The sequence below is a fragment of the Candidatus Nitrospira salsa genome (assembly GCF_965152625.1).
Genome location: NZ_CBCUCO010000003.1, coordinates 327,390 through 344,686 on the forward strand (window position 1 = coordinate 327,390; position 17,297 = coordinate 344,686).

The 17,297-nt window shown below is 47.4% G+C and carries 12 protein-coding genes; 3 read left to right on the plus strand and 9 right to left on the minus strand.

The features are described 5' to 3' along the window. Positions 1 to 256 precede the first annotated feature (256 nt). The 4 genes from ACWQXP_RS12955 to ACWQXP_RS12970 all read right to left on the minus strand — a co-directional run bounded on the left by ACWQXP_RS12955 (position 257) and on the right by ACWQXP_RS12970 (position 3,678). Positions 257 to 925, minus strand: a complete 669-nt coding sequence (locus ACWQXP_RS12955; protein ID WP_454063293.1) for a hypothetical protein — start codon at positions 923 to 925, stop codon at positions 257 to 259. A 139-nt stretch (positions 926 to 1,064) separates the two neighbouring features. After that, complete coding sequence (locus ACWQXP_RS12960; protein ID WP_454063294.1) at positions 1,065 to 1,532, minus strand: hypothetical protein; 468 nt, start codon at positions 1,530 to 1,532, stop codon at positions 1,065 to 1,067. A gap of 183 nt (positions 1,533 to 1,715) precedes the next feature. After that, positions 1,716 to 2,642, minus strand: a complete 927-nt coding sequence (locus ACWQXP_RS12965; protein WP_454063295.1) for a hypothetical protein — start codon at positions 2,640 to 2,642, stop codon at positions 1,716 to 1,718. Between the two features lie 91 nt (positions 2,643 to 2,733). After that, positions 2,734 to 3,678, minus strand: coding sequence for a hypothetical protein (locus ACWQXP_RS12970; protein ID WP_454063296.1), 945 nt, complete (start codon positions 3,676 to 3,678; stop codon positions 2,734 to 2,736). A 616-nt stretch (positions 3,679 to 4,294) separates the two neighbouring features. Here ACWQXP_RS12970 and ACWQXP_RS12975 point away from each other — a divergent pair. Then, positions 4,295 to 5,308 carry a methyltransferase gene (locus ACWQXP_RS12975; protein WP_454063297.1) on the plus strand — a complete coding sequence of 338 codons (1,014 nt, stop codon included), beginning with the start codon at positions 4,295 to 4,297 and terminating at the stop codon, positions 5,306 to 5,308. A 10-nt stretch (positions 5,309 to 5,318) separates the two neighbouring features. Here the strand turns inward: ACWQXP_RS12975 and ACWQXP_RS12980 are convergent, their stop codons facing one another. From ACWQXP_RS12980 to ACWQXP_RS13000, 5 genes are all read right to left on the minus strand, one after another. Then, positions 5,319 to 6,524, minus strand: a complete 1,206-nt coding sequence (locus ACWQXP_RS12980) for a hypothetical protein (protein WP_454063298.1) — start codon at positions 6,522 to 6,524, stop codon at positions 5,319 to 5,321. Positions 6,525 to 6,996: 472 nt separating this feature from the next. Further along, on the minus strand, positions 6,997 to 11,289 hold the full coding sequence (locus ACWQXP_RS12985; RefSeq protein WP_454063299.1) for a S8 family serine peptidase: 4,293 nt from the start codon (positions 11,287 to 11,289) through the stop codon (positions 6,997 to 6,999). Between the two features lie 342 nt (positions 11,290 to 11,631). Then, on the minus strand, positions 11,632 to 11,778 hold the full coding sequence (locus ACWQXP_RS12990) for a hypothetical protein (RefSeq protein WP_454063300.1): 147 nt from the start codon (positions 11,776 to 11,778) through the stop codon (positions 11,632 to 11,634). Between the two features lie 386 nt (positions 11,779 to 12,164). Beyond that, positions 12,165 to 13,691 (minus strand): sigma-54-dependent transcriptional regulator, encoded by a 1,527-nt coding sequence (locus ACWQXP_RS12995; RefSeq protein WP_454063301.1) that lies wholly within the window; start codon positions 13,689 to 13,691, stop codon positions 12,165 to 12,167. 348 nt (positions 13,692 to 14,039) lie between these two features. Beyond that, positions 14,040 to 15,290: a helix-turn-helix transcriptional regulator gene (locus ACWQXP_RS13000; RefSeq protein ID WP_454063302.1), complete on the minus strand. Its 1,251-nt coding sequence runs from the start codon at positions 15,288 to 15,290 to the stop codon at positions 14,040 to 14,042. Between the two features lie 248 nt (positions 15,291 to 15,538). Between ACWQXP_RS13000 and ffh the strand changes: the two genes are divergently transcribed. Further along, on the plus strand, positions 15,539 to 16,930 hold the full coding sequence (gene ffh, locus ACWQXP_RS13005) for a signal recognition particle protein (RefSeq protein WP_454063303.1): 1,392 nt from the start codon (positions 15,539 to 15,541) through the stop codon (positions 16,928 to 16,930). A gap of 78 nt (positions 16,931 to 17,008) precedes the next feature. After that, positions 17,009 to 17,293, plus strand: coding sequence for a 30S ribosomal protein S16 (gene rpsP, locus ACWQXP_RS13010; RefSeq protein ID WP_454063304.1), 285 nt, complete (start codon positions 17,009 to 17,011; stop codon positions 17,291 to 17,293). The last annotated feature ends 4 nt before the right edge of the window (positions 17,294 to 17,297 follow it).

Sequence of the window (17,297 nt, forward strand, 5' to 3'; positions counted from 1 at the left end):
CTATACATCGGTTCGCAGCTGAATTAGCTTCTTGGCCCTATGCCTCTGCCCAGTGTGCGCCCCCCTCCACCTCATCAGCACATTGAATGGTATATTTATGGGCAACCGCTTCTGCATCCAACCCTAGCCAGACACGCCAGATTACAACTTATCGTTGTCGCCTAAGACTTCTTCTTTTCCCATAAAGATCGTTCGGTTTTAAACCGGCCAGGCCTGGCTTCTAAGCAAGACCCGGCTCAAGCAAAAAGACAAATCACTATTCCGTCATACAGACATCATCGATGAGAAGTTGGCTGCTTCGTCCTATCGAAAACCTGTCGATGCCTCTATCGGGCAACAGGGGATTGACGGGATCAGAGGCCAGCGTCACCATGCCACGGACCCAATAAGAATCGGGATCTGAATCCACAACCCCAGCGACCGCAATCCGTACCCGCCCTCCGAATGTTGGTTGACCAAGAGACTGTCCATCAAGGGTAGACAATTGTCCTCTCCAAATTTGCCGTTCATTATTGACACCAACATTCCATAATTGTTGATCAGTGGCTCCGGTGTTTTCGGCGAACTTCAGGGTCACGGACGACATTCGACTGTTTGGCACGACTTGAATGGTGAATCCGCCGTGATTCAGCAATGAAGGATTTTGCCCCTGACCGGGAATGGGAACATTATTATGACTCGTTACCCCATTCGAGTTTGGTTGCATGGGATTACCATTTTCATCAAACACTTCCAGAAGATTAATATCCCCATGCTGTGTAGGGATCGTTTGTCCTACCTGGTAGCCCGTATTCGCGAAATTGCTGAAATCGTAGCAGTACGTCTCCGCGTGGCTCACCGCGCCACTGAGAGCTAAAACCAAAGCTCCGATGACGGCCACCTGAGGACTCATGTTAGTTGATTGTTTTTGGTTAAGATTTTTCATGATACGACCTCCTTGTACCCATTGCTCCATGGTTAGCAGTCACCAGACTCCGAGCAAGACACACACCTGGCAACTTGTTAAGAAGTGAAAGATTGAATACTTTTGTACTCGGTCAGTCTGAATAGAACTTGTCCCAATCTCAATTTTTAATATTGATTTGGATCGTCTCACCAGATTTGAGCTTCACATCATCGCGCCGAACCCATTTCTTGCTCGATCCATCCAAGTATCGGACCCTGAAGTCGACCTTCCCTGTCCAACAAGGCAACTTCAACTCAACACCCTGCTTCGAGTGAGACGCTGGGCCAGAACCTTTTGGATCTAATACGGTATCGACCATGCCTTTCAGTGGACCCCACACATTTAGGCCGGATTTGCTGGCTCCACTATCAGAAGCCCCATAGACCGTGATCGCATTCGGTGTGTGGTTATTCACCCGTACATTCAGATCACATCCCGGTCCTGCAGTCGCTTGGCCAACAAAGGCCATACTGGCACACAGCGACAAACCTAATAGCCCCATAACTCGAAATCTTTTCGCTAAACCGACACGATTAAACAGTTGATAACGTCTTGTATCTAAACGTTGTTGAATTGATGAACTCATGATTGGACCTCCTCTATCTGTTGAATAACTTGACCTCGTGATACGTCGGACAAAAATGCACTCATCAGAATAATTGCTTCACCTGCTAATTCTGTCTCTTTTTTTATGTACATGTATCCAAAAAATTAAATGATTCATGAAGATGTGAAACCTTCAACGCAATGAATTTTGGGATAAACACAATCAAAGTCTCCCTCCCGTGAGTCGAACAGATGAATTGCTCGAATCGTGGGTGTACCGACTGGAACTCTTTCCTACCGTGCGCCAGGAATTGTCTGACCGGAGGGTTTGAAGATTGATTTGAATAGACGCAATCTTCCAGTCACTGTATTTGCTGAGATCGACGTTTTTATACCAATGCGAATTATCAGAGGCACAAAACTTTCCGCCAACTTTTGTCTCAAGGAGGTCTCCGTCAAGCGAAAAATATTTAATCTGCAATCTGGCACAAGCACTCGCAGCATTGTTAATGTGCATGGTGCCAGCCACACGAGGAGTGATTTTCCCGCCACTCCATGACCACGTCACATCGCCAGAACCTGTCGGAGCGCCGAGGGCAAAGGATTTGCCACCAAAATCAAACCCATCTTCAGTAATTTTGACTTTGTGATGAATCGGTTTAAGTTTCACAGTCTCAGACCCAATGATGGTCCAGTCTTTACTCGCGGTTTTCTTTTCAATAGAAACCTTAATCTCATTCAATTTATTGCTGTCGTACGGATCAAGAGAAACGGACCACGATTGTCGACTATCCCCTATCGCACAGACTTCCCCGCCATATTTCGAGAGCAGTAAGACATGTCCCTCCGCATAGAAATCCATGCGCATGCGGCCGCAGAGCCCTCCAGCATCTTTCAAGTCCAGCTCGCCAGAAAGACGAGGCCGTACCTCTCCGTCGTCGATACTCCAGAGCACATGGCCATCAAAGATAAATTTATTCTCTTTAATCTTTACGTTGACGACTGAGTCGTCAATCGTCTGAGAATGTGCCTGTTGCCATGTCCATACAAGACACAATACGCACACCGCCATGACCATCATCGAGAGCCAGACAAACTGAGCTATCGAGTGAACGAAAGACTGATCCACAACACGATTATTGATACTCATGATTCCCTCCTTTTGGTTATATAAATTTTTATGTTGATCAGATAGGTGAAGATTTTCATAACCATATATTCCTTTTCCTCAAGATGAATCCTTAGCTGGCCTTGGCTTGCACCATGAAAATCGCACATAAGATGAACGCGACTGACGTCAATTTGACCGGGATGGAAGTTGTTTGAAGCAACAAGGTATCGTGAAATTCCTGACTCATCGCCTTCCATCGTTCTGAGATCAAGAGCAATCCGCTGCTAAACACCATCACAAATAGCGGAAGACTACATTCCACTACCGCCACAAAGGATACCGATGGTCCAATATCCGTCGCGCGCTGCGAGGCCAACACCGCTGCCAGTTGAAGAAGTTCTGCCAAGAGAAAAATTTTCCAGAAACGCCGACACAATCCGACAATGCGCTGGAGCCGTGTCCGTTGGAGACTACAGATAAACAGCGCAGTCACGAACGTGCCCATCGCGAACAACACGATCCCATGCCAATACCCCATGTGCTCGAACACCCAGGCCTGCAAAACCATTGTTAGTGAGATACTTATGACTGCGAGGGTTAACCAAGCGATTGCCAGTCGGTGGAAACCGGAGAGGTGAAACCGAATCAGCACAAGAATACCGAGTAACGCAAGGACAATGGCCACGTAATAGATCGGGGCCAAGCGTTCGCCTAGCATGGCAAACGCCATGATAGGAACAAAGAACACCGTCAACGTATTGAAAATTTCTGAACAGGATGCATCGTTGATCGTAAAGAGCGCTCTAAAGATGAAGTACAGGTGAAGGAAGTAACACACGCCAGCCAAGAGTGCAGGCCAAGTCAACGAAAAAGTCACCGCTTCCCAGTCACCAAGTTCCGCAAACAGCAGAGCCAGCGGAAGGACACAGAAAAGCCCAGAGATGATTGGGCCATCTGACGGATAACGAAATACACGCTCACCGATACAGCGCACATCAATCAAACAGGACACCGCCCAGAACGCAGGTGTAAGCCACGCCATCAACAGCCAATTATTCCAAAGTATAAAATTCATTGAGTGGCTTCCTTAGATCTTTAAAAACTTATGAATGCTTCTGAAAAACCGCAAATGGCTGATTATTATTCTTCATGTAGGCCACAAAAAATTTGATTGCGAAGTTGCATCACATAAAAGAAAAGCAACATGAATGCCGCACGGCCTTCCATGTCACCCATACCCAGAAAACTATTCGAACCTGTGAATTCTTATGAATATTTCTGATGAAGGAATTGAAACGAAGGAAAGACTTCAAACACCGACTGACCTATTTCATCACACCTCAAACAACGAACGTGTGACTCCATTTAGGACAGGGGAAATTGAATCGATGGTTAGGAAGGAACGGCAATGCCTACAGATACACAGACAAAAGATGCCGTACGTCACAACAGCAAGAACAGAAGTCACGAGCACGAGACAACAAGGTTTGATCTCTTCGGATTATTGAGTTACAACACATCGCGTAATCCAACCATTGTAAGCAATGGGATCCTAATTGCTGATCAATCTCGATTGACACGAGTGAGAAGAATCCCCCGCATGAAGTTCATAATATGAAATCACATCGTTTCGGTCATCGATATTTGCTTAGACATGCTGCTACTCATTGGCCTCATATGGTCCACAATATGTGGACCGCTCTATCCATGCCATGCATACTGGAGTCTTGCCAATGACCTACCAAGATCTCATGCAACTGGCCAATGGCTATGCCGACTCCAAAGTTTTGTTGGTTGCGAATGAACTGGGCGTCTTCACTACTCTTGGAAAAACAAAACGGACTTCTGACGATATAGCGAGAGCATGCCGTTCCGACAGAGAAGGCATGCGCTTACTGTTGAATGCATTGGCAGGGTTGACATTGATTCATCAGCGAGCAGGGCAATATTGGAACACAGCACTTGCACGAAAATTTCTTGATGCAAACAGCCCGACCGCCATCACGAATCTGTTGTGGTTACTGAATCATCATTGGTCAAATTGGACAGATATGGTTCAGGTCATAAAAAAGGGAAGACGGGGTTGGGCACCAATCACCAAGAGTCCAGAATTCCGTCGGCGGTTGGCATTGGCTATGGAGGAGCGAAGCCTGATCTTGGCACGTCCCACGATTCGAACCTGTCGAATGCCGCGGAGCGCGACGACGTTTTTTGACCTCGCCGGCGGTTCAGGGGCGTATGCCATGGCGCTCGCGCAACGTTACCCGACATTAACCGGTGTAATCATTGATCAGTCCGTCTCTGTCGCAAAGCGCCTGATCACACAACAAGGATTGGGGCATCGACTATCTGTTCGTCAAGGCGATATCTTTACAGCACGACTCCCTCAAGACAGTGATGCGGCATTGGTCGCAAACATTTTCCATGATTTTAATGCTCAGGAAAATCGAACCCTTCTTCGTCGAATACAACAAGCACTCAGGCCTGGAGGGAAGGTCTTCATCGTGGAATTTTTTCTCGATGACACGGGAACCAAACCGGTAGATGCAGCAGTCTTCTCCCTGCTCATGTACGCCTTTACGGATACGGGTCGGAGTTATGGATGGTCAGAAGTCGAAGAGTGGTTGAAGGCTGAAGGCTTTGGGCAATTGCGACGACATCCTATTTCCGGAAGCATCGGGACATTGGAAGCAACACGGTTGTGAGAATAGTCGCTCAATTAGACGCAGATGTCGGGACGGAATCAAGTCGTTGATGATAGTCTTGGAGATGTCGCCTGACGGGAATGAGAAGTCTCGGGGGCATCTGGGAACAGATATCCCGGCTATACGAAACAGGCCGTTGGTATTTTTTGATTCCAAGAGCGGCCTCGGCAATTCCCCAATAAAGGTTTTCAATCCATTTTGATTTTGTTACAGCATCTAAATACTGATACAGAATCTTTCGATCTCGAATCGCACCTCGAAAAGCATCTTTAATCTCTACCAACAAGTCTTCTTCGGCAACCGTACGTTGATAGACACCTTCCGTGATATGACTCAACGAAATGAAGTCCTGTAGGTCGAATCGAGCATCGATATCTTTTGTCCGCTCTCGATACTCATCCCAATCGGTTGTGAAGTGTAACCGTTCCAATAGTCCAAGAAAATCATACAAAGTCATTTCCTCAACCGTCTCAAAGGCTCGCGAGAGGCGAACTTTCACAAACGATCGCCGTTCATAGGTATGGTGCGGAAAATGATAAGTGCATGAAAGTTCTTCAAGTCGGCCGGAGTCGTCATATTTATGGTATTGATATTCGAATTCGTGAGGAATCGCGACTCCATGGGATTCGAGAGCGGCTAGATACCGAGGCAGAAAGTCTTTGTAGAAAGGCCCGCCCTGGCCCTCAATCGGAGTACTTGGAAGACTCCCAACAGCAAGAGTCAAACGGGCAAAGGGCATGCGGGTATATCCGTCCTCTTGAACCGCAAAATTGAACCCACCCCACGGTCCGACATCGAACAAGGTTTCATAGCCCTGCTTGGCTAATTCATATTCCGTTTCGAGAGAAAGACGGTGCCATAATTGAATAAGCGTCCCGATGTGCACATGACGATCTCGAAATAAAGGGACCGAAGGTGTTTCCTGGCAACTGGAAGCCGAATTGATCCGCGTTTGCAGTTTCAGCACTTCCCACTCAATGGCCTGTGTTAATGAGCCGTGCCGGTAGGAAATAGCGGCGAGATCTTCACATTCCCCACGAAGCTGTTCCCAATACTCTGTACATTCAGAGACATTTTGAGACTTCGACAGCAAGATATCAGGCAAACGTTGAGCGGCTGTGGGAGCATGAGTCTTCAGCAATGCTGCCACAGCAGCATGAAAAATTCGGAAAGCCCGTTGCTTTCTTGACTCAACCTCTTTCGGTTTGTGATCCATTCAAATAGATCTTTAGACGAGTGGAGATCACACAGGAAGACATCTGATAAAAAAGGACATTTAAACATAGCTCTATCATGAATAGAGTTGCAAGCGGAGGAAAAGCCAACGACTTGGTAGCGGGGGAAAAGTATACAAACACTGAGGCAATGTATCATGCTCCTAACCATTGCAACCCTGACTGTCTAAATCCATGCAAAACCAGATAATCGCATCGGCGTGTTGACCAACCCTTCTAAGGTTGACAAGCTCTCCAGACTTCCTCCCACCATTAGGGGTCAAGTAGAATTTCAATAAAGACGTGCTTCCTCACGAATCGTATGCGATATCAAGTGGTCTAACTGCCTAGGATGTGGTTCATGCTTATTTATGTGGGATCACGACTCATCATTGACTCCATCACTCAAGAATTGCATGTCACATGACTTCAGCATCAAATCCGTAGGCTTTGTTCCTGTTTGCACCGGATACATCACGGAGAACAAGTATAGGTCGTATCCACCCACGGGGTATCGTCTGATATTTGATTGGTCTTGAATGAACGATATGGGTTCGCGGGGCAAGATCGTAGGCCGCTATAATCGCTCGAACAAAACGGAAGGCCAGTTCCTGAGTCGCCATACCCATCGACAGGCTCGCCATCCAAAACTTGTACAGGAGCTGGAACTTCGCTCCACACATTTCGAGAAGCATCTACAGGTACTAAAAAAACCGCGTCTTTGGTCAATCCAGTCAAATTATTGCATGTGACTTGTATGGTCTCTAATTCATTCGCCGCCTCCCCATTTAATCCCGTGTGTATCGCCTCGACGGTGTTATTATTTATGGTGACTGACTGCACGCCTTTGCCAATAAAAATCCCATTAGTGTGGCCGACTACAGTGCCTTGCCCCTCGATCGTTAAGCCACGTATTTCGTTGTTCAGAAGAGGAATAGGACTCAGGCTGCCCACAAGGATGGCATGCTCAGTCTGAGCAGTTGAGGTCATGGAATTGTTACTGACCTGTCCACCGCTACCGCTAAAATAATGTATCGCACTTTTTGCTATTGGAACTGGATCGATATTCGGATCATATTCAAGCATGTTGCCATCGACTTGCGCGCCGTCAGCATCGATGCGAAGGCCGGTGATCGTGGCATGTCGGATAGTGTTCTCTAGAATATTGACATCAGGTGTCTCATTCACAGTGATGCCTATTTCAAGATTCTCAGACGTATTGGAGTCAATAGTCGTCTCCGCGCTAGACCTGACTGCAATACCTGTAGTCAGGTCATGAACAATGTTACCTGAAATTGTCAGAGCATTGCCTCCTTCCACATCGATACCGGCTCCAGTCAAGGAGTCATCGTTCACAACATCATCAGCAACAACGACGTTACTAATAAAGTTCCCTTTCACTTCCACGTTATCGCTATCGAACACTCGAATGCCTGTACCACCACCGAGAACATCGATCCTATTGTTATAGCGCACGTTTATGAGTTCTCCCTCAGTTGATTTGATCCATATGCCGGTCTCGGCGTGACGAATGGTGTTATTCGAAACCAGCCCGCTTGAGGCGCCCGACAGGATGATGCCTGTTCCAGCTCTGGTTATAATATTGGTATAAATATTATTGAGGGCCGGATTCCCTAAACTATTTATGATATCGATACCCAGCACTGAGGCATGTATGAAATTCCCGTAGATCTGATTTTGTTGTCCCCATGACTCCTGGACACCCACACGGACTTCCTGATTAATGAGGTTCCCAAAAATTTTATTTCTCAGCGGGCTGTCAATTTGCATTTGTCTTGACATGTCGGCATATTTAAGTCCCTCCAGCATTACACCAACTGCTGCATCATCGATGATGTTAAATGAGACGATATTATCCGCCGGTGACCGACCTCGAACTGCGGCCAGTGCGATACCGGAACGATCCGGATTATCTATTCTGTTCAGGGTCATCGTACTGTTGGTTAGCTTTCCCTTCGCCAAAATCCCGTGATCCGCTATATTCACTATGGTATTGGTTCGGACTGTAAGGTTGTTCGTACCGTTTTCACCCAACGCATCCACCAGAACGCCAATATCTGTGTCTGTCACGGTATTTCCATCAATCACACCGCTACGTCCACCAATAACATGAAGGCCAATATCGAAATCCCGAACCTGGCACTCGCGGGCAGTCACTCGGTCACGATTCGTCCGAATACCCGCGTACAGTCCTAATGAATTCGCGTCGAAGTTGTTCCCCTCGCCTATCACAGCGTGATCAGTGCAGTCGAACACAACATCTTCGTTCTCGATGGAGACTGCGGGCTCAAGCAATTCTCGTGGACACGAGATTTCTGTGGTTAACGTCGTGTGGCTATAAATACGGAGCGGGCATTCCCCAGTCGTAAAAACCAAGCTGAAAGATTGCGGCGGCTCGCTCAATATACCGTGAGTCACCCGAGCTTGCCATGTTCCAGTTGGCAACGCTTGGGCAGTACCAATATTGGGATCAATCCTTGTGACGAGAACCTGCTCCACGTTGTTGAGGCGATCACAATAGATAGCATTGCGGTTGCATGGTTGCGCCCCCTGTTCCGCCTCTGCTAAACGTTCCGCCGTTCCTACACTTGTAAGTTCAGTATCGAATGGAAAATAGGGATTGCCATGAGGATCGAGGATCACAAGATTTAAGTCATTGAGTAACGCCACGTTCGAAGACTTCGACGCCGGCGGATCGTCCCAAACCAGAGTGACTTTCAGTCCATACGTCGTTTGAGAAACATCAATATTGTACGTATCCTCGTAGTTGTTAGCGGCATCGAGTGATCCTTCATACACATGTGCGCCATTGTTCAAGGCCAAGTGGACCGCGGAAGATGCATTGACGCGCCCCCAACCCGTGAAATAATCAGGACCAGGCGGCCCCACATCAGTGGCGGAATGAATCAAAATGGCTTTGACTGTTGCGGGTGGAACCGTCAACGGGTCGCGAGTAGGCCTTGTGCCAATTCTTGAGAACGCTTCATAGACTTGTCCCATCACGCCGGAGACTACCGGTGCCGCTGCCGAGGTACCGCCAAGGGTACCGTAGGTAAAAATAGCTTTTCCAGGGTCAGTAGCTGGGATTATCTCGTAGGCAGTCGTAATGTTTCCCGTTCCAGGGGCAACCAGGTCAGGTTTCAAGCGGCCGTCTGCCGCAGGTCCCACTGCACTCGTGGCATGGATGTCGTTGATACTCAAATCCCAATTACCGACCGCGACATCGTTTTTGGGAACCGGATGCGGAAGACTTTCCAGGTTTCGTGGACAGGGACCGTGTTTCGCGGCTGCAGCGGCGATATCGGGATCTTTATCCTTTGGATCCAACCCGAAGGATCCTCCGCTCCCGCGAGTATTACCCACGGCTCGTACGATGGAGATACTCTTTTCGTACACGCTCTTGTCAAAATTTTTGCCATCCGTCCTATACTCACCCACCTTATTACAATTCGGGTCACCGTTCGAATAATTGATAAGCACCGCACTATGATCGTCACGCGCTCTCTTGGGAAATTTGTAATAGAGTTTCTTTGACGTCCGACCAGCACCTATAGAAGGTTTACTCGAGAAATCAATCAACTTAGCATCAGGTAAAAATCCACGATTCGTTTTATCGAGACTGAGGAAACCATTTCCGACCATGATCCCTGCAACCTTGAGGTTGTGATTGTCATCATCAAACTCCTCCGGCCCAGAGCTATCGTGAATGATCCGGCCTGCCAGATCTGGATGCGTTGGCGGAACCAAGGCCCCTTCTACCATCGCAACGGTAAGACCGTTTCCTGTAAAACCCATAACTTGCTCCACGAGATTGGCAGTAGTCTCGACACGAGCCCGTTCGTCTTGACCTCTTAGCTCAACAGGGCCATCGTCAATCCAGTACACAAGATCGCTCATGGCAAGGGCCAAGACAGACTCATATCGCTCCACCTGCACCAGCCTCTCTTCCTCATCCCGCTCAATCTGTCGCACACCCAACTTGTCAAAGAGTTTGTCTATGGCTCCTTGGATCACGTCCGGAAAGAATTCAACTGTATATTGTAAGCTTCCATCCAGCTGACGTTCTGGCTTCGAGCCCTTGCCGACACGTACACTCCGAGCAAGACGATCATTGGGTTGAATGGTGCTGATACCCTGTATAAACGGAAGGTTACCTATGGAAGTTATCTTTGCTTCCGTCCCTGGTATCGTGGCGTAATACGTGAAATGAGGTAAATATTCCCACAGTTTGACGCCAGCAGCTTGGAGCCGCTCACGTTGCTTCTTGTGTAGGACAACTTGATCTTTGTTGGGTTTGATGTGAAGGAGAACGTGTATGAAGGAACCTCTCGGCTTTAGCTCCGGATCAATCCCAAGTCGCGGACGAAAAGTTCGTGAAGAGAGGTACACATGGCGATCGATCGCCGTCTTAAAGCCTGGACCACAGACTATTGGCTGCCTATTGCCTTTTTTCGGAGCATTCGGAATATTCGGGCAATTATCCTGGTCATCTGCTACACCATCCAGATCTTGATCCAACGTCATGGCAGCGGGCAAAGAATTCGGTGCTGCACGAATTTTCCGGTCATTTTCTCCAGCGGATGCGGATGAACCCAGGAGTGATCCCAGAACACCGAGCAGGATCACTCCAAGGGCAGCATGATGCCATCCAGCGAACACATACCTGGCTTTAAATGAAACGCCCCCGGCCTGAGAATGAATGGGTTTTATCTGATTGGTTTTCGCCCTGTCGTATTTACTGCTCATCGCACGAGACCTTCCTGATGAAACTGTACTGAATCACCTTATGAACATACACAAAATAGGCATCACCCAATGACCACTGTAGCCGGCACATGGACATAACGTTCTGTGTCTTTGCCTCTCAAGTCTGCGGTACTATCAGTACGAACAGTTTGGAGATTAATCCTGACGCACGATATTTTTCATCCACGGTATAGATGAACAGCCACATCAAGCCAAGAATGCGAAATCGTGATTACGAAAAGATGTCTAGCGAGTATCGATCCGTTACTGAGAACCACATCGCAGGTTCAGGATTTTCACAGGAATCATTGTTGCTTCGTTTTTAAATTACGCGATGGTTCATTACTCATTTTCTTCTACACTCTTTTCTCTTAACCTATCTGGATTAGATTGCTGGTTGTCCTCCTCAGACTCCGAAGAAAACACTCTTTCCCGTTTTGCCAACGCACAATAGGTTCCGAATCCGAGACTGAATGGGCCAGTTTCCATGATTTCGCTCCTTTATGAATTTGTGAATTGTTAACGCTTCACAACTTATTATTAGCAACATCAATACCTTGCCTCTCACATTACAAGCATCAAGTGAACATGCGCAGAACTTCTTAATTTTTAAAAAGATTTTAGGTAAAGACGTGAAACAAAGATGAGAGATGTACTATGGCTGTCCTATTTCGTCACAGCAGCAGCTTGTAGGAGATGACTCAATTTGAGACAGCTGGTAGGCGAGACGATGACGAGTCCTCTAATTTAGACTTCCTGAACTGGAGCGACATACAGCTTATGAGGAAACGAAATATGAAGTCGAGACTATGTCAGAAATCAGAGAAGAGGATTGGCAGTAGTCTCGATCGATGTTTTTTTGAATGAACATATGTTTATGAAGGAGGAGTCGATGAGATACCAAGTCGTTTCATGAGCCGTACGAAATAGGAGCGATGAATCTGTAAGACTTCAGCCGCTTTCGATTGATTCCAACCGGTCTGCGTTAGCGCTTGGATCAGTAAAAACCGGCTATGACGATCAAGAGACTCTTTAAATGGTGGAATGTAATCATCGTCATCATCAACACGGCATTCTTTTTTTGTCGGACCGCCGTTCTCCAATCGTAAATTCTCTGCCGTAATCGTCTCTTCAGCGCTCAAAATCACAGCCCGTGCCAGCACACTCTCTAATTCTCGAATATTTCCTGGCCAATGATAATGCATCATGGCCTCAAGCGCGCTAGAGGACAAGGTCTTGCCCGGACATTTGGTATGACGGCAATGTCGAATCACAAAATATTTCGCCAGTTCCGGAATGTCTGTCATTCGCTCACGAAGCGGTGGGAGGGTGATAGGGAGAATATTGAGACGGAAAAACAAGTCCTCACGAAACGTGCCGCTGGTGATGCCTTTCTGTAAATCTTTATTCGTCGCGGCAATAAATCGAACATTAACTTTTATAGATTTCGTACCGCCAACCCGATGGAACTCTTGATCCTGAAGCAGCCGCAACAGCCGACCTTGGAGTTGAATCGGCATATCTCCGATCTCATCCAGGAAGACCGTGCCCCCATCTGCGGCTTCAATCTTGCCCGCCTTCATTTCCGTGGCACCGGTAAACGCACCTTTTTCATGGCCGAACAGTTCATTCTCTAACAGCGTCTCTGGAAAGGCAGAGCAATTGACGGCCATAAATGGACCATCACATTGCCGACTCCAGCGATGAATCGATCTCGCAAGAATGTCCTTCCCTGTCCCCGTTTCCCCTAATAACAGCACAGTTTCTTTGGAGGACGCGATTTGCTCTGCCATAAACAACACGTCTTTCATCTTCTGACTCTCTCCGACAATTTTCGCATACCGGTAGTTGACCTCTTCTCGGAGAAACTTGACCTCCTTTAACAGTGCCGTCTGTTCAAGCACTCGCTGCATCACCATTTCCAAGTGATCAAAATCAAATGGTTTCGTGAGAAAATCATAGGCCCCACATTTCATCGCTTCTACCGCATCGTCAACCGACCCATACGCGGTCATCACAATCACGAATGGCCGGACCAGTTGATACCCTGCCGACGACATCAGCTTTGTTGATTGAGACTGATTCTTGCGACCTCGTAATTGCCGCAATACCTCGATTCCGGAGAATTTTGGCAATTCAAGATCGAGTAAGACGACATCAGGAGATTCTTGCTGAATCTGCTCAAGAGCCTGCGCCCCATCTTGAGCTGAGATAGACTCATACCCCAACATTTCCAATCGCTGATGCAGAAGAACTCCGGTATCAACATCATCATCAACAATAAGGACTTTCGCTTTCATGGTATTGCCTTCATCAGTTCTATCAGCCTTGGATCGAATTCTAGACCTCACACACACATCAGTATCAGGAAAACCAGTCAGTATCATATACAACAATGTCACGTCCACTTCTTAGGTCATTACCCCGTAACTGTCTGTTGCATGACAGAAGAGGTAACCCAGACTCTGAATAAATTTTGGCAAACAACCATCTTGCTTCCTTGTTAAAGAAAGAGACTCTATTTTTCAACTACATCCCTTTTTACTCTAATCCGATGAGACAAAATATAGGCTGATTGAATATTCAATTCTATAGCTAATTTCACACATCAAGCTTTTTGAGGCACAACATGCCCCCAAAAGGTGTGGTTTACTGAAGTAAACTCGTAGGATTTCAAAGAAGAATAGGCTGACGGTAAGTGAAAACTTCAGAGTGAGTCATAAACCAACAGAGAGAAGGCAAAGATTCCTTTACGCCACGCTTTGTAAGCGTGCCGCGAGTTCACCACGTGAGGAAACCTCAAGTTTTTGAAAAATGGCTTTCACCTGATTGGCGACCGTATATTCACTCACGTTCCGACGTTGGGCAATGTCATTGTTCGTGGAGCCTGCCACTAAATGAGCTAAGACGGCGCGCTCTGCCTCGGTTAGCTTGCTCACACGTTCTTCATTGATTAATGGATAGGCCCCAACGAGAAGATCTTCACCAGCAATTGAGACTTCTGCAAGCTTAGCTCGCAGTCCGCTTGGGGCAAAGAAGGCGGCTAATTCGGCAATCGATGACAAACCAAGCTTGCTTTGTACACGGGCAGTACAGTTCGTAACCGCAGAGTGAGACACTCCAAGTGTGTAGCTAATTTCCTTACTTGAATGACCCAGACCGACAAATTCTGCCACTTGTCGCTCACGCATGGTGAGTCCACGGGGATCAGGATAAGTAGGATCGTTTTTGATGGCCAGGACAAACCGCCGTCGGTCCGTATCGAAATGATCTACCAGCGACCAGCGGCCTTGCACGAGACCTTCCCAGGCTTCCATAGCATTATCCGGGTCACTTCGACCTGCTCGAGTACGAATTCGATCAATGCGACGGACTGCCTCTCGCAATGCTTCACGAGCAGAAGTATCCATTGCATATTCTCGAGCATCACAGAGCCTCCCACCTGGTTCGAAAATTGCTTCGACAGGGACCTTATCAAGCGTTAATGACGCAGCCACGTCCCGTAATCGGAGCCCAGCACCCAAATGACTCGCAATCAATGGCCAGCGTTTTTTCTCTATAGCTTTAGAGGTGATCTCTTTGAAGAACATCAGACACAAGAACAGTCCAGTATCTTGTCCTGTAAAAGCCTTTATGCCAAGAACATCTTGAATGAGCCCCTTAGTGCTACGTCGCATGACGGTGCGTTGGTCAGGAAAGCGGGAAAATACCAACTCACTCATCGAAGCAACTTGGACAGAACTTCGATAGACAAGATCAACTGCCTCTGGAAGTTCACGTGTACCTTCCCGCAAGAAAGTTAGAAGCTTCTTCGGCCCACGAGTCACGGCATGCTCAATATCAACGGTTGTGGGAGTAAAACGGTAGGAAGCCAAACCCGGCCACCATCCGCGGTCAAATAAAGGGGCCGCCCGATCCAAGACATTGTTGAGCCACGCTTCCTCGTTTCCCTCAAGGCTATACCCGGCTTCTATGAGTGCAACCCAATCTTTCGACTTCATCGGGAAACTCGTAATAAAATGACTTGCTAAACCGAATGCTCTCTATCACTTAAATTTTGAGACGTATCTTACTGATAAATTTCCAGACTGGAAACTCATTACTCATGACTCGCTCCAAAAAGTCTTCAGAATAATAGTAACTTTAACCTAGGCAAATAAACCGATTATTACAGCTTGACTCCTCAGAAAGTCTTTACTAGACTAGCTTGTTTTGGTGGCGAAAGAATGTGGGACAGGATCGTTAACTTATGTTTGGCTCGTTAACAGAAAAAATTGACAATGTTTTCAAGCAGTTGCGTGGACAGGCTGTTCTTTCTGAACAGAATATTACCGACGCATTGAAGGAAGTTCGCCTCGCGCTGTTAGAGGCAGACGTCAACTTCAAAATTGTTAAAGACTTCATTGAACGAATTCGTGAAAAGGCTATTGGGCAAGAAGTTTTCAAGGGCCTAGACCCTGCCCAGCAAGTGGTCAAAATTGTCTGGGAAGAGCTTCGTGATCTCCTCGGCAAAGATCAAGCTGAGCTTCATCTTTCTTCGACTCCTCCAACCGTCATTATGATGGTGGGTCTTCAAGGCTCAGGAAAAACCACAACAACAGGAAAACTGGCCAATCATTTCAAAACCCAAGGGAAACGAGTGCTGCTCGTGGCTGCCGACCCGCGTCGACCAGCCGCCGGAGAACAACTCGCTTCATTAGGTCAAGACCTTGAGGTCATAGTCCACCGTGGCGATCAAGAAGGCAAACCGAACGCCAACGCAGTTCAAACGTGTCGCGACGGCGTATCTCGCGCCAAAGAACTTGGCTATGAAGTCGTCATTCTTGATACTGGAGGACGCCTGCAAATTGATGAAACACTGATGCAGGAACTCGTCGACATTAAACAGTCTGTCAATCCAGACGAAGTGCTGTTGGTTGCAGACTCCATGACTGGACAAGAAGCCGTTTCTGTGGCCGAACGATTTGATCAAGTAGTCGGCCTGAATGGCGTGATCCTGACAAAAGTGGAAGGTGATGCTCGCGGCGGTGCCGTCCTGTCCATTCGATCAGCGACCGGCAAACCCATTAAATTTCTCGGCGTGGGAGAAAAACTTGACGCCCTGGAACCCTTCTATCCTGACCGCATGGCCTCCAGAATTCTGGGTATGGGCGATGTGCTCACCCTTATTGAAAAGGCACAAGAAAACTTTTCGAAAGAACAGGCCGAAACCCTTCAACGAAAAGTTTCGAGTAATACACTCACACTTGAGGATTTTCGCGATCAAATCCAACAAGTGAATAAGATGGGGTCATTTGATCAAATCTTGGACATGCTTCCTGGTGGACAAAAAATTAAATCCATGGTGGCCGATGCAGGCTCTCAAGGTGGACTTCCAGAAAAAGAGATTAAGCGTGTCGTCGCCATCATTGACTCTATGACGAAAAAAGAACGACGCGATCACACCATTATCAATGGCAATCGGAAAAAACGAATCTCACGAGGAAGCGGGACGTCCGTTCAAGAAGTTAATCGTCTCATTAAACAGTTTTTAGAAGCCCGGCGTATGATGAAGTCCCTGGTTGGTGGCCGAATGGGCATGGGGAAGATGGGAAAAGGGAAAAAACGAAAGAAGTTAGTCAGGGTCCTCCAGACCCCTTAACCCAATTCATCACGTCATTCATCATCACAATCACGATATTTCAGAGTTTCAATCACATTTTAACGAGGAGTACACACAGTGGCAGTTCATTTACGGTTAACACGAGTGGGACGACATAAGCATCCTGTTTATCGCGTCGTTGCCGCTGATTCGCGTAAACGACGCGACGGTCGTTTCTTGGAAGTCATTGGAACCTATAACCCTTTAAAGGATTCTGATAAAGCGACGTTCAAGGAAGATCGAGTGCTTGATTGGCTTCAAAAAGGTGCGCAGCCCACGGACCCCGTTCGTGCCCTCCTCCGAAAGACAGGAGTGATGAAAGCGCTGGCTGAAGCTAAAAAGAGTGCAGCACAAGCATCATAAATCA